At 61.1% G+C, this 18825-nt stretch carries 14 protein-coding genes and 1 pseudogene; 7 read left to right on the top strand and 8 right to left on the bottom strand.

Annotation, left to right across the window (positions count from 1 at the left end):
* Positions 1 to 88 precede the first annotated feature (88 nt).
* From ftsY to JX552_RS10360, 3 genes are all read right to left on the bottom strand, one after another.
* Positions 89 to 1438: a signal recognition particle-docking protein FtsY gene (gene ftsY / locus JX552_RS10370; protein ID WP_205877239.1), complete on the bottom strand. Its 1350-nt coding sequence runs from the start codon at positions 1436 to 1438 to the stop codon at positions 89 to 91.
* A 247-nt stretch (positions 1439 to 1685) separates the two neighbouring features.
* Entirely contained in the window at positions 1686 to 2069 is a 384-nt protein-coding gene (locus JX552_RS10365; protein ID WP_241010998.1) for a cupin domain-containing protein, read from the bottom strand.
* A gap of 168 nt (positions 2070 to 2237) precedes the next feature.
* A complete protein-coding gene (locus JX552_RS10360; protein WP_205877238.1) occupies positions 2238 to 4442 on the bottom strand; it encodes a PPE family protein in 2205 nt (734 codons plus the stop codon).
* 427 nt (positions 4443 to 4869) lie between these two features.
* Here JX552_RS10360 and JX552_RS10355 point away from each other — a divergent pair, with 427 nt between their 5' ends.
* The 5 genes and pseudogenes from JX552_RS10355 to ilvC all read left to right on the top strand — a co-directional run.
* Positions 4870 to 6636, top strand: coding sequence for a PE family protein (locus JX552_RS10355; protein ID WP_205877237.1), 1767 nt, complete (start codon positions 4870 to 4872; stop codon positions 6634 to 6636).
* A 363-nt stretch (positions 6637 to 6999) separates the two neighbouring features.
* Positions 7000 to 7239 carry a hypothetical protein gene (locus tag JX552_RS10350; RefSeq protein WP_205878786.1) on the top strand — a complete coding sequence of 80 codons (240 nt, stop codon included), beginning with the start codon at positions 7000 to 7002 and terminating at the stop codon, positions 7237 to 7239.
* The gene (locus tag JX552_RS10345; protein WP_205877236.1) at positions 7236 to 8153 is read left to right on the top strand and encodes a fumarylacetoacetate hydrolase family protein; all 918 of its coding nucleotides are present in this window, start codon (positions 7236 to 7238) and stop codon (positions 8151 to 8153) included. The genes JX552_RS10350 and JX552_RS10345 overlap by 4 nt, the downstream gene beginning before the upstream one ends.
* 298 nt (positions 8154 to 8451) lie before the next feature.
* Positions 8452 to 10272, top strand: a complete 1821-nt coding sequence (locus JX552_RS10340) for an MFS transporter (RefSeq protein WP_205877235.1) — start codon at positions 8452 to 8454, stop codon at positions 10270 to 10272.
* A gap of 246 nt (positions 10273 to 10518) precedes the next feature.
* Positions 10519 to 11304 (top strand): annotated as a pseudogene (gene ilvC / locus JX552_RS10335) (ketol-acid reductoisomerase); the annotation flags it as partial.
* A 406-nt stretch (positions 11305 to 11710) separates the two neighbouring features.
* Here ilvC and JX552_RS10330 read toward each other — a convergent pair.
* From JX552_RS10330 to JX552_RS10320, 3 genes are all read right to left on the bottom strand, one after another.
* Positions 11711 to 12322, bottom strand: coding sequence for a hypothetical protein (locus tag JX552_RS10330; RefSeq protein ID WP_205877233.1), 612 nt, complete (start codon positions 12320 to 12322; stop codon positions 11711 to 11713).
* A 290-nt stretch (positions 12323 to 12612) separates the two neighbouring features.
* Positions 12613 to 12927 (bottom strand): ESX-1 secretion-associated protein, encoded by a 315-nt coding sequence (locus tag JX552_RS10325; protein WP_205877232.1) that lies wholly within the window; start codon positions 12925 to 12927, stop codon positions 12613 to 12615.
* 77 nt (positions 12928 to 13004) lie between these two features.
* Entirely contained in the window at positions 13005 to 14351 is a 1347-nt protein-coding gene (locus tag JX552_RS10320; protein ID WP_205877231.1) for an EspA/EspE family type VII secretion system effector, read from the bottom strand.
* A gap of 252 nt (positions 14352 to 14603) precedes the next feature.
* Here JX552_RS10320 and JX552_RS10315 point away from each other — a divergent pair, with 252 nt between their 5' ends.
* Entirely contained in the window at positions 14604 to 14915 is a 312-nt protein-coding gene (locus JX552_RS10315; protein WP_205877230.1) for a hypothetical protein, read from the top strand.
* 103 nt (positions 14916 to 15018) lie between these two features.
* Here JX552_RS10315 and JX552_RS34400 read toward each other — a convergent pair whose 3' ends face one another.
* Positions 15019 to 15903: a hypothetical protein gene (locus tag JX552_RS34400; RefSeq protein ID WP_488663603.1), complete on the bottom strand. Its 885-nt coding sequence runs from the start codon at positions 15901 to 15903 to the stop codon at positions 15019 to 15021.
* A gap of 741 nt (positions 15904 to 16644) precedes the next feature.
* Here JX552_RS34400 and JX552_RS10305 point away from each other — a divergent pair.
* Positions 16645 to 17001, top strand: coding sequence for a hypothetical protein (locus tag JX552_RS10305; RefSeq protein ID WP_205877228.1), 357 nt, complete (start codon positions 16645 to 16647; stop codon positions 16999 to 17001).
* Positions 17002 to 17361: 360 nt separating this feature from the next.
* On the opposite strand, the gene espB is transcribed toward JX552_RS10305, so the two are convergent.
* A complete protein-coding gene (gene espB / locus JX552_RS10300) occupies positions 17362 to 18798 on the bottom strand; it encodes an EspB family ESX-1 secretion system-associated protein (protein ID WP_205877227.1) in 1437 nt (478 codons plus the stop codon).
* Positions 18799 to 18825: the final 27 nt, after the last annotated feature.

Below are 18825 nucleotides of genomic sequence, written 5' to 3'. Positions count from 1 at the left end.
CTGACGAGAACCATGCGCATAAGTTGTTGCGGCAATGGAGCCGCCGTGTTTCGTCAGGATTAACGTAAAAGTTGCTGGGTAAGAGCTTTCAGCCCAGCAGGGCGTCGACGAACGCCGCCGGTTCGAACGGCGCCAGATCGTCGGCTCCCTCACCGAGCCCGACCAGCTTCACCGGCACCCCGAGTTCCTGTTGGACGCGGAAAACGATGCCGCCCTTGGCTGTTCCGTCCAATTTGGTCAGCACCGCGCCGGTGATGTCGACGACCTCGGCGAACACCTTGGCCTGCGCCAGACCGTTCTGGCCGATGGTGGCGTCGAGAACCAGGAGCACCTCGTCGACAGCCGCCCGCCGGGTGACAACGCGTTTGACTTTGCCCAGTTCATCCATCAAGCCGACCTTGGTGTGCAGCCGTCCGGCCGTGTCGATGAGGACGACGTCGGCGCCGGCCTCGATTCCCTTGTCCACGGCGTCGAACGCCACCGACGCCGGGTCGGCGCCTTCGGCACCGCGCACCACCTCCGCGCCGACCCGGGACGCCCACGTTTCGAGCTGGTCAGCCGCGGCCGCCCGGAACGTGTCGGCCGCGCCCAGGACGACGCGACGTCCATCGGCGACCAGGACCCGCGCCAGCTTGCCGACGGTCGTGGTCTTGCCGGTGCCGTTGACGCCGACCACCAGGAGTACCGAGGGATGGTCAGCGTGCGGCAGCGCCCGGATCGAGCGGTCCATCTCCGGATGCAGCTCTTTGATCAGGACGTCACGCAGCACCGCGCGGGCGTCGGCCGCGGTGCGGACGTTGCTACTGGCCAGCCGGGTGCGCAGCTGGGACACCACCGCCTCGGTCACCACCGGGCCCAGATCGGCAACCAGCAGCGTGTCCTCGACGTCCTGCCAGGAGTCCTCGTCCAGGTCACCGCCACCGATCAGGCCCAGCATGCTGCGGCCCAGCGCGTTCTGCGACCGGGCCAGCCGCCCGCGCAGCCGCTCCAGCCGGCCTTCAGTGGGCTCGATGGCTTCGATCTGCGGCGTTTCCGGTGCGGGCTCGGCCGTCGGTTCCGCTACGTGCTCGGGCTCGGGTGCCGGCTCGGGTTCGACTACCGGTGCGGGCGGTTCGGGAAGGTGAACCTCGGCGATGGGACGTTTGGGCGCGTCACGCGGAATGGTGGCGTCGTCGCCGACGGCGGGCAGGCCGGTGGTGTCGATCCGTTCTTTGGGCAGCGTCTCTTCGGGCAGCGTCTCTTTGGGCAGCGTCGGGGTCTGACTGAACGTGATGCCCGACGACGCGGTGTAGCCACCGGAGCGGTCGATCGCGTCGGGCGTGGCTTTGGGGGCCAATCTGATTTGACGCTTGCGGTAGCGCACCAGACCGAAGACCAGCGCGGCGATGATGGCCAGGGCGGCGACGACCGCGATGGCGATCCATAGTCCTTGCGACACGCTGCCATCCTTCCAGGGCTCGTGTGCCGCGATTATCGGCCCCGCGGGAGCAGGCGTCGGCCTACCTCCGTCCGCGCCGCGTAACAGCCTCGGGCGTTTGGCTGGCGGGACCCTGTTCCACGATCTCGCCGGTCAGTCGGTTGGCTCCGTGCGAGTATCGCCGTTGGCCTCGACGCGGTCTCGACAGCTAGCTCGCGTCGCGTTCAGGCATCGGATCGGCGATGCGATGAGATGTTGATGTGCTGTGTCACGCATATCCACAGCCGGGATCGGGAGCGTCGTTGGATAAAGGGCTGCCGTGCGGGTCAATGTAAACGACTTGCATCAGGACCGGCGTTGGACCCAGGTTGCGACCAATATGAGCGTGGTCGGAGCCGCTTAACTCGGTGATGGCATCGCCGGCGCCGTAGATCCCGTCAACGCTGCAGTCAGCAAGACTGTGGGTAAGTGTGCCCTGCCTGATGACGCCGAATAGATTGCCCTGGTGCCAATGCCAGCCTGTGCTACCGCCCGGCAAGATAGTGATTTCACGCAGAATATAATCGAATTCCTGACCGTTGAGTGTCGCCTGGGATAATACCGTTGCCGCTATTCCGTGATCAGGTGTACCGAAGGCAACCGGAGTGGACATCGCCGTCAATAGTAGCGCTATCGCCACGGGCACCGCACTGACCATTCTTGGTCTTTTTGTTCTTATTTCCGCAGTCATGTGTGGAGCCGATCCGCACCGGCGGAGAAGGATCTTGCCATCTTGCTGCAGTCGACCTGAATTCGCGGATCCTAGCTATGTCGCCAGAAACTATCTACCAAAGAATCCAGACATTCCACTGCCCGAGTTCCAGCCTCCGGAATTTTCGTCACCGGCATTGCCGAAGCCCGAATTTCCGCCGTCGCCTGCGTTGAAAAACCCGGCGTTGTTGCAACTAGAATTCAGGATGCCGCTGTTGAACAATCCTGCATTGAAGATCCCGACGCCGAACTCGCCCGAATTCCCGATGCCTACGCTGTTGAGACCCCTGTTGAACAGACCTACTTCGGCGTCGCCCGTGTTTCCAATACCGGTGACCAACGAGCCGGAATTAAAAAAGCCGACACTCGACTGTTGCGCATTGTCGAAGCCTGCACTCAAAGCACCCGCGTTCCGGTAGCCAGAGCTGCCATCGCCGGAGTTGAAAAATCCCGAACTACCGGCGCCGGAGTTGCCAAACCCCGAGCTGGCTGCAGCGGAATTGTTCGCGGAGAACCAGCCCGTGTTGACATCCCCGGAGTTAAAGAGGCCGGTATTGATACTGCCGGAGTTGAACAAACCCGTGTTGACGTCGCCTGAGTTAAAGAGGCCCGTGTTCAAGTCACCTGAATTGAAAGCACCTACATTGGAACTTCCCGAGTTGAAGTAACCGAAGTTCCCTTGACCGGAGTTGAAGCTGGCCACGTTGCCATCGCCGGAGTTGAAGCTGCCCATGTTGGAGTCGCCGGAATCAAAAAATCCAACGTTTCCGTTACCCCCGTTGAACCCACCCACATTGTTATTGCCGACATTGTAGAGGCCGACGTTGTGATCGCCCGCACTTCCCCACCCGGTGTTCGTCGAGCCGGAGTTGGCTAAACCGGTATTCACCATGCCGGAATTCCATAATCCGGTGTTGATGTTACCCGAATTAGAGAGCCCAGTGTTCAGGTTGCCAGAGTTCAGCACACCCACGTTACCGTTACCAGAATTGAAGAAGCCTATATTATTGTTCCCCGAGTTGCCGAAACCGATGTTTCCGCTTCCGGCGTTCAACCCCCCTATGCCGACCTGATTATCGCCCGTGAGGCCGAATCCAACATTGTTATTTCCGTGGTTTCCGATACCGATGTTATTGAAGCCAAGGTTCCCCCATCCTATGTTGCCGTTGCCGCGGTTGCCACCGCCAAAATTGTTACTACCATGATTTCCGGCGCCTAGATTACGGCCGAGGGCGCCCTCGATACTCCCGCCGTTACCGAACCCAATGTTCGCATCGCCGAAATTCCCGCTACCCAGGTTGAAGCTGCCGAAGTTTCCATTGCCATAATTGGATTCCCCATGATTCCCACTGCCCCAGTTGGTGTCGCCAATATTCCCACTGCCTTGATTCGCGTTCCCGATGTTTCCACTACCGACATTTTGCGAACCGATAGTTCCATCGCTTCCCTTGTTACCGCTGCCTATGTTTTGGTCGCCGATATTACCCGCGCCGATGTTGAAGGCGCCTCCATTCCCAGAACCGATATTTCCGTCGCCGAGATTGCCACTACCGATATTCAAATGACTGAGCACCGTGGCCAAACCTGAGTTTCCGCTACCCAAGTTCAGATTTCCGATGTTTCCGCCGCCTATGTTGACGTTGCCGACATTCCCGTCACCAATATTGACGTTGCCTATGTTCCCAAGGCCCAAGTTAGCGATGCCCAGATTTGTAGGAAGTTGAAAGTTGGCGAGGCCCGGCAGGCCTGAGACGCTGTCGAGTAGACGTTCTGCCGCTAACGGAGCGGCTGCCGCCGTAGCAGCCGCGTGATAGCTGAACATCGCCGACACATCTTGTGCCCACATCTGTTCATAGACGCTTTCGGCGGCCATGATCGCCGGCGCGTTGAGTCCCAACCAGTTTGACCGCACCAGTTGGCCAAAAGCGGAGCGGTTAGCCGCCACTGCCAGCGGATGCACGGTGGCAGCCTTGGCGGCCTCGAACACCCGGACCATCGTGCTGGCTTGGCTAGCCGCTTTCTCCGCATGAGCGGCGGCGGCGCTCAAGAACCCCGCGTAGGGAATGGCCGCACCGGTCATCGCCTGCGCCGCCGGGCCCTGCCATGCCTCAGCGACTAACGCCGAAGTCACCGACGAGAACGACGACGCGGCCACGCCCAACTCGCGCCCCAACCCTTCCCATGCAACGGCCGCATCCAACAACGGCGCCGAACCCGCGCCGCTGAACAGCAGCGATGAGTTGATTTCCGGCGGCAACGCCGCAAAATTCGCCATGGTTGACCTCCTGACAGGTGCCCCCCGTAGACCGGTCGGCATATGGTCTAACTGAACAATTCCTCACGACCATACCAATCCGGACGTTCGTTATGTGAGGTTTTCTTCATTCATGAGTTGCGGGTCCTGAATCTCCCCGGCCATCCGCAGGCGTGCTCGCCCATGCCGACAACCGCGTTATGCCAGTTGAACGCGGGTTTCCGCAGCACTCGACCGCGCCGCCGCGACACGGCCGGCAAGCGAACCGTGAGCGGTTATTGACTGACGTTTTGTTCATAGGTGATACTTTCGTCGCTCGCATAGATGATGCCCAGTCTTCTCCCACTCGGGCAGCCGACGGCCTCCCCGGGGACCTCGGTCTGCGTTCCGGCGGCGTGCGGCGTCTTCGTTCACCACCTCACAGCCCTGCGCCCGAAAGGCAGCTCCGATGACAAGCTTGATGACGCAACCGCAGATCCTGGCGACGGCCGCAATCGATGCCTCGGCAATCGGTTCGGTGATCGACGAGGCCACGGCAGCCGCGGCATGTCCCACGACGAATATCGCGGCAGCAGCTGCGGACGAGGTGTCAACGATCACGGCGCAGTTCTTCGCCGAGTTCGGTGAGGAATGCCAGACGCTGCTGCAACAGGCCGCCGCTTTCCACAATCAGTTCGTCGCGACGTTGGCGGCCGCCGGAAACGCTTACGCGACAGCCGAAGCAGACATTGCCGAGGCACTCGGGCTAACTGGTGGAACCCAGAGCGAACCATTGTTCGGACCGGTAGCGAAAGGAGCGGGGAACACCAATGTCGTGGCCAACCTGATCATGACCGGCAGCGGCACCGCGACACCTTCCACCGCATACTTGAACGGCGTCTACAGCCGATACTTGAGCGGGACATACGGAGGCGGCGGGCCTTTCATCGGCCCGCTTCAGGCCGTGACGACTGCGGAGGGTTTGTATCCCTTCACCGGCGTCAAAGACCTGACTTTGGACATATCGCTGGCACGCGGAGTCACCGCACTCGACAACGCGATCAACCTCGCGATTCGCCCCGGCTCCACTGACAGCGTATCGATCCTGGGCTACTCGCAAAGCGCGATTGTCGCCTCGCTGGAAATGCAGCAATTGCGTGCCGAGGGCTTCACGAACGGGACGGGCGGGACACCGGTCCAGGCTTACTTCAACTTGCTCGGTGATCCCGCGAATCCAAACGGCGGACTGCTATCGCGCTTCCCCGGCCTGAGCTTCCCGAGTCTGGGCGTCACTTTCGGCGCAGCCACGCCTAGCAATGACTACCCAACCACCATTTGGACAATCGAATACGATGGTTTCGCCGATTTCCCCCGTTATCCGATCAATATCCTCGCCGACCTGAACGCGTTGGCAGGCATTGTGTTCCTACATGGTACGTATCCGTACTTGACGGATGCCGCCCTGAGCACAGCCTTTCAATTGCCGCAGTCAGGAGCGCCCTCCATGACGACCTACAACATGATTCCCACCGAGAACCTCCCGCTATTGACGCCGCTGCGCGCGATCCCACTCATCGGGACTCCGTTGGCAGACCTCGTGCAACCGGATCTGAAAGCGCTGGTGAATTGGGGATACGGCGATCCGAACTATGGATTTTCGACCAGCCCGGCCGATGTGCCGACGCCATTCGGGTTCTTGCCGCCATTAAGCGCCACCATAGCTCTCGGCCCGCTACTAGTCAGCGGCACTCAGCAGGGAGTAAGCGACTTTTTCCGCGATCTGTCCGCCCTGTCACCCCAATCGTTGTCCGAACTGCCGCTATCGAGCCTGATAAATGTGCTTCCAGAAGCTGCGACAGGCGGCGTCGCCCTGCCTGCGCCTGGCGCGATTCCGTCAACAATCAACGGAGTTATTGCGGGTCTCGAGCTGGCAAACGACAATTTTGTCAACACCGTGACGAGTGATATCTCAACCGCCTACGCGACGCTTCTTCCGACCGCAGACATCGGGACTGCCTTGCTCCTCAGTCTCCCGGCCTACGACATCAAGCTTTTCCTGAACGGTATCAGCGAGGTCGTCAATGGCAATATCATTGGGGGACTTCTGGACGCATTTGGCGATCCCATTGCGGCAAGCGTCGGACTGATCGCGCTCGGGATCGGTTTCGAATTCGTTACCTTGGACAACGCGTTTGAGACGATTGTGTTCGGCGTGCCGAACCCGGGGCCCTACTGATCGAGAGAATCTTCGTATTGCGTTTGGGCGATCCGGGTAGCCGCGTGCCGCGATGTAGCTGGGTGCATCGGTTGTGGTACGCGGCCGCAGGAATCCCTATGCGGGCGGACCGGCTTCGGCCGCGGCCCAACCGCGCCCGCGAGGCGCTCGATGTCGGCTCTGCGATGAACTGAAGCGGCCCCTTCGTCAACGTCGCACGGCGCGGGCAGACGGTGGCCGTCGCCGGCCGCGGTTAGGCCGTAGCATCGCTCGCTGCGTCGTGCGGTGGCTGCACCGCCCCAAAATGTGAAGAATTCCTCATTAGCTTGACTCTTGCGGGTTTACTAGTGAATATTTCTTCATAATTGAGGCTCGGAGGTTTAGATGACTAACCACACCCAAATACCCGACACCCGAGCGCCTTCGCACGGCCCCCGACCCGGCGAGCACCCTGGACGCCCCGCCAACCCCGTCATCAACGTGCACCACATCGCTTGGCTGGAGTTCGAGAAGCACTACACCACCACCAACCGCAAATCCTTCCCCCGCCAAGCACGCTCAGCCATCATCACACCACGCACCACCAACCACCCCCACCACGCAACGAGACTCACCAACCCATGACCACCACCATCCTGCGCACCCCTCACTCTTGGTGGATCCAAACCCCCACCGGCGCGACCAGAATCCCCACCGACGCCACCACCACCGCCGACCTGCTAGCCGACCGTTCAGCCATCAACACCGCTAGACACCAGTGTCCCACCACCCCGGTGGAAAACCTCAACCTCAGCTCACCCGTGACTGCGCCGTGCCGAATCGTGGCCCAGGTGACCAACTTCGCCTCTCACGCCAAAGACTGCGGCAGGAACCCCACGACCACGCCGCTGGCCTTCTTTCGCAAGGCATCACGGTCGATCAGCGGACCATTCGACGACATCATCAAACCCGATCATGTCCAGCTTCTGGACTACGAAATCGAAATTGGACTAGTAGTCGGGCGACGCTTACCAGTCGGCACAGCTCTGACTGCCGACAACCTCGCTCACTACGTCGCCGGCCTTGTCATCGCCAACGACATCACCGCACGCGACATCCAACTCACGAAGAACCAGTTCTACGAAGCAAAGTCCTACCCCACCTTTACCCCGATAGGCCCCGCGCTCGTACTACTCAACGCCGCCGAACTCAACCGATTCGATGAACTACGGCTGCTACTTGCGGTCAACGGGGATACCCGCCAAGACACCATCGTCGGCAACGACATCCTCTACCCGCCCCTGCAGGCACTCCAGACACTCACCCAATTCCAGCCACTACAAGCTGGAGACATCATTCTTACCGGTACGCCAACCGGCACCGCGCTCACCACACCCCACTCCCTACTTCCGCCAGCCGTCGACTGGAAGACCTTCATGACACGGCAGGCCAACAACACCAGATACTTGCGCGCCGGCGATCTCATCACAGCCACCGCAGCCACGCAAGACGGCAGTATCAACCTCGGTATCCAACGAACCCTGGTACGGCAGCCGTGAGCCCGCGCCACCCGCACGTACCTTCCACCGAAATGCAGATCAGCAGCGTCTGTCCCACCACCCCACCCGCACAGCGGAACACACTGGGCCGATTCGACCGGTGGGAAGCCGTCAGCCCGGAACATGAAGCGGCGCAGTGAGTTGAGTCTTCGTGGGTTACCGCGGTGGTCCCAAAGCGACGGTGATCAATTCAAGCCGGAACGGGTGCGCGTCGGCCAGGTTGGCGCCGCCTGCATTGCGGCAGTCGACGATTGCCCATCCGCAGTCAGGAAAGTGTTCACTTCATCAGGAGTCGCACGTGCGTGACGATCCCCGCGCAGTGGTGTTTTCTTGCGGTAGCGCGTTAGCAATTGCCATCACACCGATGGTGAGTGTCAACGTGGTGCTGCCTGCCATTGCCGTCGACCTCCATGCCGGGACAACGGATCTCACTTGGGTGGCTGACGCATACCTGCTTGCGCTTGCGGCACTGGTTCTGCCGGCCAGAGTGTTCGGAGATAATTATGGCCGTCGCCACACGCTAATCGTCGGCATTCTGTTATCAGCGTTGGCCAGCGCCCTGGCCGCAGTCGCGGGCTCTGTATCCGTGATAACCGCAGCCCGGGCGGTCATGGGCGTCGGTGCAGCACTCATCATGCCATCTTCTCTATCGACCATGACCACGGTTGCCCGCCTTGGCCGAAGGGAACACCCCGTTGGTACTTGGGCCGGGTTCGTTTTTGGCGGATCGGTTGTCGGTCTGCTCTTCAGTGGTCTAATGCTCGAATACTTCTCGTGGCGTTCCTTTTTTGTAGCCACCGCGGCGATGGGGGCGGTGGCGTTACTGGTGACGCTTGCGTCGGTGCCCGATACGAAGAGCGCCGTTAAGCGAGTAACAGAATTTCCAGGAGCTCGTTGGGGTGCGATCGGACTCGGCGCGCTCGTGTACGGCATTATCGAAGGATCAGAACAAGGTTGGACCGACACCGCCGTGATCGGTGCTCTGATGGAAGCTGCTGTAGCGCTTTGTTTGTACGTGTTCCATGAGCTACGCGTCTCGCGGCCCTTGGTGGACCCGCGACTTTTCGCCAATGGTGAACTAGCCTCCGCCGCTGCGGCACTGATCGTCCAGTTCATGAGCGCTTTCGGCGTATTCTTCATCGGCCAGCAATACACCCAATTCGCGCTCGGTTATTCACCATTGAAGTCGTCTCTGTCGATGCTGCCGATGACCGTCAGCCTACTGCTGGTGTCCGCAATAGCGCCGAAAGTCGTTGAGCGCCTCGGTAATCGAATCGTCATTGGCGCAGGTTTGGTGGGTATGCTGGCAGGGCTCGTGCTACTGGCCCGGCTTGAAGTCACTTCCGGCTACTCCGATTTGCTGATTGGCACTCTGGTGTTCGGCGCAGGCCTCGCACTCTCGGCCACAACTGCCACCCACCACCTTGGACACTCGCTGGCTTGCGACGAACATGGCACGGCCTCAGCGGTGAAGGACGTAACGATGGTGGCGGGTGCGGCCCTCGGGATCGCCTTGCTGGGCTCGGTGTTCTGCGCCGGCTATCGCAGCCGGCTCAGTTTACCCACCGCCATCCCGCCACAAGAAGTCGGCGCGATCCGCGAATCTGCTTTCGCCGCAGCGCATGTCGCTGGCGATCGGCAGCTTGCCACGTTTTATCCCAGCGTGTATTGCGCTGCGCGTGAGGCGTTCATTGCCGGCATGCACTATGCCTTTACCACGGGCGCCGTCCTGATCGGTTTGGCCTTCCTCCTGCTGCCCATGTTTCCTCCGCTGCGGCGCGGACAGCACCTGCCGACACGACACGCGCACGTACCGGCTACCCCGCCAAAGTCTCTCTTTGGCTGCGGGGCTCAACCGCGCATTGCCGGATCAGCTGTCAAACTCCGTGAACTTTGCCGGGCAAGTCTCTTGCTGCTGCTTGCGACCACCAAGAACATGCGACCGTTCAGTTGCGGACTCGTATGGTCACTCGGGCCGCCACAGGCAACCAACGGGGTATTTGGCCGCTCTAGTGAACGTGTCGCCGCGGAGGCCTCGCCGCCGAGCGGCAGCGGATTTCCCACGTGGATCGGCCAGCGCTCGAAGGGAACGCCGAGTGGCTCAACACCAGGAAAATGAGGGGCAAGCCGACTTGGCTAGCTGCGAGCCGCTACGCGACCGTAATTCGTTTCCCTGCAGGGTTGTTAGCGTGCTCCGGACTCCTCGGCCCGGCCGACCGCTGACTCGAGAAGTTGTCGTGTCGCTCAGCGCTCGAGTACTCGTGAAGGCCGATTGATCGGGCATCGGGTGGTGATTCGCGGCCCTATCAGCCGCAGTGAAGTCAGAGACCAAAGGGAGAAAGGAAGCTCGGCGATGGCGTCGAAGATGTTCTACGAAGACGAGGCCGACCTGACGATCATTCAGGCTCGCAAGGTGGGCGTCATCGGATATGGCTCCCAAGGGCAGGCGCACGCTCTGAATCTGCGTGACTCCGGCGTGCAGGTGAAGGTCGGCCTGATGGAGAATTCGAAGTCACGGGCACAGGTTAGGGAGCAGGGTCTGGAAGTTGACACCCCTGCCGAGGTTTCACATTGGGCTGATGTGATCATGTTGTTGGCCCCAGACACCGCTCAGGCCGAGATCTTCACCTATGACATCGGGCCCAACCTTCACGACGGCGATGCACTGTTTTTCGGTCATGGCCTCAACATCCACTTCGGGTTGATCCAGCCCCCCGCCGGCATCACCGTCGCGATGGTCGCGCCGAAGGGCCCCGGTCAATTAGTGCGTCGTCAATTCGTCGTAGGAAAGGGCGTGCCCTGTCTGATGGCCGTTGACCAGGACCCGACGGGCGAAGGGCAGGCGCTGTCGTTGTCCTACGCCAAGGCCATAGGCGGCACCCGCGCCGGGGTCATCCTGACGAGCTTCAAAGATGAGACCGAGACCGACCTCTTCGGGGAGCAAACCGTATTGTGTTGTGGTGCAGAGCAATTGCTACAGACTGGCTTTGATGTGATGGTGGAGGCGGGATACCCACCGGAGACGGCCTACATTGAGGTGTTGCACGAACTCAAGCTGATCGTCGACTTAATGCATGAGGGCGGGATCGCCCGGATGAACTACTCGGTACCTGGCGCCGCGGATTTCGGTGGATATCTTTCGGGTCTACGCGGTCCCCGGGCTCTGCGGTTGGTGCGCAACCTGCGAGCGGCTGCCGCACCCGCCCGCACACCGTGCCCGGAGGCTCGCTGAGCGTAAGAGACGAAGGAAACGCGCTTTCTCGGGCTCATCTGAGTAGTGGCACTTGGATCCGCAATTTTGTGAACGGTGTCACCACTCCCGGGGTGTGCAAAACCGGCGCCACCGGTGCGTTCGAGCCGTTCGTGGAGCGTGACCACGCGCCTGGCCGAGGAGCCGCATCTGTGGGCGCGCACATTGTGCGACGAACTCAAAGGAGCGCTCCTCGATCGCCCGCTGGTCCGAGTGGCTCGCAATAGAGCCTCCGATCAGCACGCAAGTCTCGGAGCGAGACCCTCGTCATTCTACGAAACGGCTGCTGAGTAGGTGACGAGAGCCTTCATCCCTCGTTAAAGTACCGGCTTGCGAATACCTGCGACTGAGCCGTGATCGCCTGTTCGGCCGTAGGCAAGCCCATTCCGGTTTCCATGAAATCACGCAAGACTTCATCGCCGTCCACACCAAGTGTGCGCAACGATTCCGCTAATTCGCTGTCCTCTAGCAAATAGATGCGCTGCCCCGCCAAGCCCTTGTTTCGGGCGAGCTCAGCGAGTATTACTATTTCTTCCGCGAGTTCAGATTCACTGAGCCGCCCCATGCTGGACGATAGCTCAACGCGCTGAGTCCTGCCATCAATAAGCGCCGACACCGAGACCGTATCTTGCGGATTAACGACTGTGAATAGTTGCGCAGTTTCGTTCTCCGCATCCTCTTTGTCCTGTCCAACCACCTCAGCCTGCGATGCCAGCGCAATTGCTTCCAGATCGATGCCATCAGGCTCCGCTAGCTCAAAAGCGGCGAAAGCATCCGCAATCGATGCGTCGTCCTCGCCGTTGTCGCAGTCAAAATCCAAGCCCGCCGATTCCGCATCAGCATAATCCGTAGACCTGGACTCCTCGATTTCATCGAAGACCAAGGCTCCAAATTCATCGTTGCTATCGTAATTCGGCATTAAAATCTTCCTTAAAATGTCAAAGAACTAAAACGTACCGAGCCGGCCGCCACAGCGTGATTCGATCGACCACCGTGCGGGAAACTGCAGCTGCCTTCGACATTTGGGCGTGCACTAAGAAACATTATCCCACTCCCGGATCTCAGAAATAGCGGCTAGGTGATCGTCGATGAGTGGCATTTGGCTTGCCGAAAAGCCATGCTCGTCAATCCCCACCTGCTGGTCGATTGCGATCGTCGACTTAGGTGTGGTGCGACAGGCGCAAGCGAGACAGCTGGGATCAACCACAATCAACGGGCGAGGAATTGTTTGCTGAGGTTACTTCCCAACTCTTCATCGACGCCAACGTAGGTTTCTTTGGCGGTCCGCAGCTTGGCGGCGAGGTCGGTGGCGACGGTTCGCAGATTCACGCTCGCGGCGCGACGTACGGCTTCCGCGGCTTCGAACGCGGTGTTGGAGGATCCGCTGATCACGCCGTGGGTCACCCAGACCGCCTTAGTCATTGCCGAAGTCGCGGCCGCCGCCTCGGCCACCGCTGTCGAGGCCTGTTCCTGTTTGATTGCCAGCTGCTCGAGATAGCTCGGCGAGATGGTCAGTTCTTCCATTGATACGTCTCCTGTTTCCAGATTCTGTTGCTGCGGATCGTTCGCGGGCCACTGCCCGGGAACCCCGGTCAAGGGCGTTACCCCATCCGGTCCCCGGCCCTCGGCCACTGCGGTTCGGGGCCAAGCGTTGCAATGTCAATGGGCACCCGCTCGGCACTGAGGCCCCCGGCCGCCGCGTTGGTGCCGTCGGCTGCGTCTGCGACCGCCGAGTCCGCGCGGATTTGTCCGGCGACCGTCGCTTCGTCGCTGGCTCTTTCCCCGGGAGGTATTGCAGGGCCATGGCTTTGCGCACCACTCGTGCCAGCCTGCCGGGCTAGTGCCGTGGTCTGATTGACCACGTTCATGAGCTGGGAACCGCGTGCGAGCATCTTCGCGCCTTGCGCGGACTGCGCCGACATCGCGGACATGGCGGACATCGCTGCCATTGCCGCCGCCGGGGACACCGGCGACGCCGGCGTGCTCGGCTTTTCTCGATCTTGTTGCGAGCCATGCATGTCCGAGCCACTGGTGACGAGATCGTTCGCCATAGCGAGCCGATCACCCAAGGCGCTGTCCCCGGCTAGTCCCCCCAGCGTGGCAACGGTTGGCACTGGGGACCCGGCGGGCGTCGCGGCGAAGGCAGCCTCGGCGGCGTCGACGACCGTCTGCTCCGCTCCTGCCACCTCGAATCGAGAAAATAGGCCCGACCGTCGTGCCTGTGCAGCCACTTCACCATAGCCAAGCGCAAGGTTGTCTACCGCGTTCGCAATCGCGATGGATTCGGACAGTGTGGCCATTTCCTGGGTAACCACGGCAGCCCCAGCTGCAAGTGACGAAACAATTTGCCATGCGCACGAGACCTCTGGACCTACGACAGGGATGAGATAAAGCGCCAGCGCAATACCTTGAGCTACAACCAGCCCCAACAAGGTCACGGCAATGGTTGTGTGGGCATTCTCGACTTCACTACCCTGTTTTCCGACGAGGACGTGCATAAGGCCGTCGAGTTCTTGCATTTTGTCGACCAAATTTCGTAGCGCCTCGTTCGCATCGGCATAGGATTTCGAAGAGGCCCCGCTCCAGTCCCGTTCGTCCGGATTTGCCGCAGACAGCTGGAGTGAGGTGATCTCGAATTTTTGCATACCGTTGGTGAGTGCTGCTCCGGTGTCGGGCGGTCCAAAGCCGTTGAGAAGGTCGACCGTGGATATCGCCACCATCGCGGCGTCGATGATCGCTGTTGGCGTCGGGAGCACTTTGGTGCCTGTTTTGCCAAGTACATCCCTTAGAACGGCAACCTGGTTCCTCGCGTACCACATGCCCTTTCCGGCAGCAGCCCCTAGATTGGCACCGGTGCCGAGCCAATCGCCTGAATAGGCGCTACTTCCCGCGCCCCCGAGCCGCTGGAAGCAATAGGCAAGGTCATGAATTCCCGCCAAGTAGCTCATACATATCCCTTTCACATTGTCGCATTATCACCGGGCAAAGATTGCATGACCGAGCGGTTCAACGGGTAGCCAAAATGCTCACCTTGCCCCCTAGAGCCGCAACTATTTGCGGGCCTATTCCCCAACCAAGACTGACGCCTCCGAGAGGCCAACATCACAATCTTTTTGGCTGATGCATCCGATATGATCGATGAAAGCGGGGGGCCCAAAATTCGTATCACAGTTAATTCCAGGGCGATTAGGAGGACAGATATGACGGAGACCCTGTTGGTTGCTTGTGATTGCTTGAATATCGCAGGCGATAAGTTGAGCGTTCTCGTACTCCCACGTCCCAGGCCCCCCGTGGCCGGATTCGGAACGGATCCGGTGTCGGCGGCTATCGAGGCGACTATGCCGGCGATTGAGGCGCCGGTAACCGATAGCCTGCCCACCGTGCAAGCCGCCGTGACCAAGACGGGTCGCAGTATCGTCGCCGCGGCGCGGATGTATGCAGAGACCGATCGATCGGCTGGCGAGGAGCTAAGCACAATCCCGTCTCTCAACACCGACGAGTCGCTCATGTAGCGCACCGCGGTGGATCGGCGGATACGCCCTGCGCCGCACCGGACACCCCGCAGTGGAACGCTGAGCACAGTCGCCGATCCAACCCTGCGGCTGGACCAGCTGATCATGCCGTGCCCCGAGACTCCGGCGCTGTCACGGCATCAACCAGCCGCGTGACTCGCTTCCAGTACAACCAGTCGGCAATGGCGGCTCGCTTAGCTGCCGCAGCACGTGAAGTGTGAGCCTGCGCTACGGCGACTCGTTGCGAATAGACGGCGTACCGATGAAACGCACGCAGGTGAGCATCCTGGCGGCCTGTATCACCGCTGGCCAGGGGTTTCATCACCTCGAACCACAACAACGAGCGCTCATCGGGTGGCAAGCCGGTGCCGCCCGGCGGGGGCGTCATGGCCAGCAACTGACGGAGTGTGAATTCTCCCGCCGGGACGGGTTTCGTCAGGTGATCTGCGACATCGGAACCCGCCATGGCCGGCACATGCTGTCCGGCAGCATGAAAATCTGTTGGCGCAGCCGGTAGCAGGTTCGCTAAGTGCAAATCTGTCGACGATGCCAGCGAGGCGGCGGCGGCGGGATCCGCGACCTGCAAGCGGGACCGACCAGGCATCTTGCCCGAAGTGGGGATGTCATCAGCCTCGAGAACTACTTTGGCGGTGCCGCAATCGAAGTTCGCTAAATGCCCGCGAGTCCCAATGACCGCGCGTAGCTCGGTTTGGTGATGAGACGCCCAGCGTTGTACGGCGATGACCGGGTAAGTAACCCAGCTCGCTCGCTCAGCGGCGGAAACCGTGTCATCAGCGGTGGCCATGATCACCGATTCCGGCAGGTACACCTGCTCGGGCAGGTAGGCAAGTCCGTAACTGTTTGCGACCACGATTGCACCATCGACGGTTACGCCAGTTATCCAGTGGAAGCCGAAGTCCTCATGGCCGCCGCTGTCAGGCGCATTCAGCGCAGCCGCAATGCGCCGTCCCAACTGCAGGGGGTCCATATCTCTTGTGGCCCGGCCAGCAGACGCACCAGCTACGGCGTCGCGCGCGGCGCGCGCCGATGTGACTGGAATCGAGACCACTGCAGCGCCATCCGTTGGCCCCGGGCCATCCGGAGTGACGGCACCGGCAGAGGTTCTGGTCCGGGGCGCGGCCGCGTGGGCCGCTGCAGGTCGGGCTACGCTCCTGCTGGCCGAAGTCTTCGGCGCAATCGCGCTAGCCGGGACGCCGTAACCAACGGCGTCGCCGCTCGACGCTTCGGGTGTGATCGGAGATTTGGATCGACCGCAAACTCCGTCGACAGGCGGCCTGGCCGAGTCCTGCATCAACCTGAGATCCGATGGTGCTGACGTTGAAACCGCCGCAGGAGCCGGTCGCGCCCCGCGCCGCTGTCCCAACGGTGGAAATTGCACTGGCGCCGCGGGCAGCGGCGTTTCCGGTCCGGGAAAGGTCTGTGGCCTGCCGGAGGTATCGCCACCCGATAGCGGTTTCGAGAGGCTGAACTGGCCGGGCACAGTAGGCGCCACGGGCTGCGAGATCGCCCCCCAGTCGGGCCTCTCGGGCGCGTCTGCAGGTTCATGTGACGACGGCGCGGCAGCCGCAAGATGAGTTAGACCCAGCGGCGCCGCCCATAGCTCGGGGTTCACGCCCGGTTGCTGATGCGCCAAGAGCACCTCGGTCCGACGCGGGGGTGCCTTCTGCTCGAGCAGGTTTTGCAGCGCACTGTCCGCCAATTTCCAGGGATGGCTTGCCAGAATGTCGTCGGCGGTGGCGGCTACCAAGCTCGTATTGGCTTCGCGCGCCGCTGTGACCAGCGCCGTTATTGCTCTAGTCCGCTCGGAGGCATCCAGCGCGGGGTCATTTTCCAGCACCCTGATATGGGCCTCAGCGTCTTGGACGTTCTCGGCGATGTGCCATTTGGTCTCCGTGACCAGGTTGGCAACGAATCTTTGCCACGTAATTGCGGAAGCCAGGGCGGCCTGCAGCGTCATCAATTGGCGGATGTTCGCTTCGAGTTCGCCTCTGGCAGCACTGGCGGCGGTGCCCGACCAGGTGCCGCCACCGAAGATGTCAGCGTGCTGAAACTTACAGGTCACTAGCACATCGGTGACGTCGCGCAAGTCCTGCGTGTGATCGCAAGCGCGGTCCAATAAAGTGTCCTCGTCGACATCGGGCCACCCGGCCGCTTCAAGCATTTGCTCGGCATACCGACCCGACGGTCTCGCCCGCCCCATCATCTACTCCTTCAAGTGGCGAACGCGATCAGTAGACAAGGATGTCGGGCCAATCGTGATCGGCCAGGATGCGTATGCACCCCACGGTTAGATGGATTCCTTCTGACCTTCTCCGCAATTGCGCCGCGCGGCTTTCACGTTCCAACTCGGTGGTGTTCTCAGCGATAACCGAATCCCGCCGCGCCGCCCGAAACCATGCGGCGATTCGTGGCCAATCTGGACCTGTCACTTGGGCTCCTCGGTGTCAGGGGCATCCTTTGACCGGCGTCGACCGACGATGCCCTGCGTCCATGGCCTCTCCTCGATATAGAGGGCCTCTTCGTCCCGCTGCGCGCGCTTGCCCGCTTTGCCAGCGCCTGGGTCCTTTCCCCCGGCACCGCGCAACGGCGCCATCCCCATGCCGCCGCTACCCATCGCGCCGGCCGCAGCGCCTGGTGCGGCGCCCGCAAGTTCTGCGGCCTCGAACGCACGTACGAGATTGCCTGGCGCAGAGCCGCCGTTCGCCAGGGGCTGCAGCGGCAGCCGCCCCGCCCCCCCGCCGGCCCCTAATGCGGCTGATTTCAGCGTTGGCAACGCCGCCGCCTTTGTCGCAATCGAGTCGCTGGCGATCACTGTCTTATCGGGAAGTGCGGGGCCGTTAGCCGCCGGCATATTAGACATACCGGCAGCGTTAGGCAGAAGTGCCCCGTCAAGGGGCGTTTCATTGCCGGGCTGAAAATCAACACCCCCGCCGCCGGCGGGCACCTCATAATCAGGGAAATCGGAATCGGGTTTCGGAGGCAGCCCTATGCGATGGGCAACGGGTGGCTTCGGCGGAGTGAGCGGGGCGAGCGGCAATGCTGCTCGGCGCCGATACTCTGCGAGGACTTCGTCCGACTGCGCGTGCAATCTCTCGTAGATTTCCATGATGGATTGACGGAATTTCGGCAGGCGAATGTATTGTTCGTCAAGCAGGACGAGGTCGCTGTATCTTATTGTGGTATTCTCAAACCAGATATGCTCTTTTTGAGCCCATTTTTGGGTCGCCGCAACCGTCCTTGCCTGGTCGGCCATTTTTCCACACAGCGCCGCGATTTGGTCCAGCCAGCCTCGCTGTAAATCGAAGCTTTGTTCAACAGCGTGGCTGGCCTCGCTATACCAGTGCTGAAATGGTCGAAACCGGTGACGGGCTTCGAGCAGTGTTCGCTGATGGTCCTCCCAGGCATCCGCGAACCCCAAGAAGGATGTGCCCTGATCACCTGCTTCATTGTCCAGAGCTCGCTGCTTGAGGTCTGCATAGGCCAACGAGTCCGCCATCGCCACCGTGGGCGTATCGCCCAACTGCGCCGGGTCGAAACTATTGCCTGGTGGAAGGCAAACCCGCAGCGCCACAACACCTTCAGTGTTGATCGACTCCGCCGCATGCTCGTCTACATTCTGATAGGAATTTGCCGCGTTGCGCAACGATTCCGCCAGACGCCGCCACTCTCGTTCTCCCGCAGCGAGGTAGAGTCGAACGTTATCCGCCGATAGCGAAAGCTGTTGAGCCGCATTCTTTGTCATGGCGAAGTCACAGGGTGGCCTTGGGACCTCCGCGGGCCCCTCGGCGATCGGGTCCTCTAGTTCGGCGGCCCTGGCCAGCAATTCTTCGACCTCTACCTGCAGTAATTGCGGCTGTGTCATGGCACATCATCTCCAATTGCGTCTCGT

The organism is Mycobacterium gordonae (assembly GCF_017086405.1).
GTDB classification, from domain to species: domain Bacteria; phylum Actinomycetota; class Actinomycetes; order Mycobacteriales; family Mycobacteriaceae; genus Mycobacterium; species Mycobacterium gordonae_D.
This window is presented reverse-complemented; position numbering and strand designations above follow the sequence as displayed.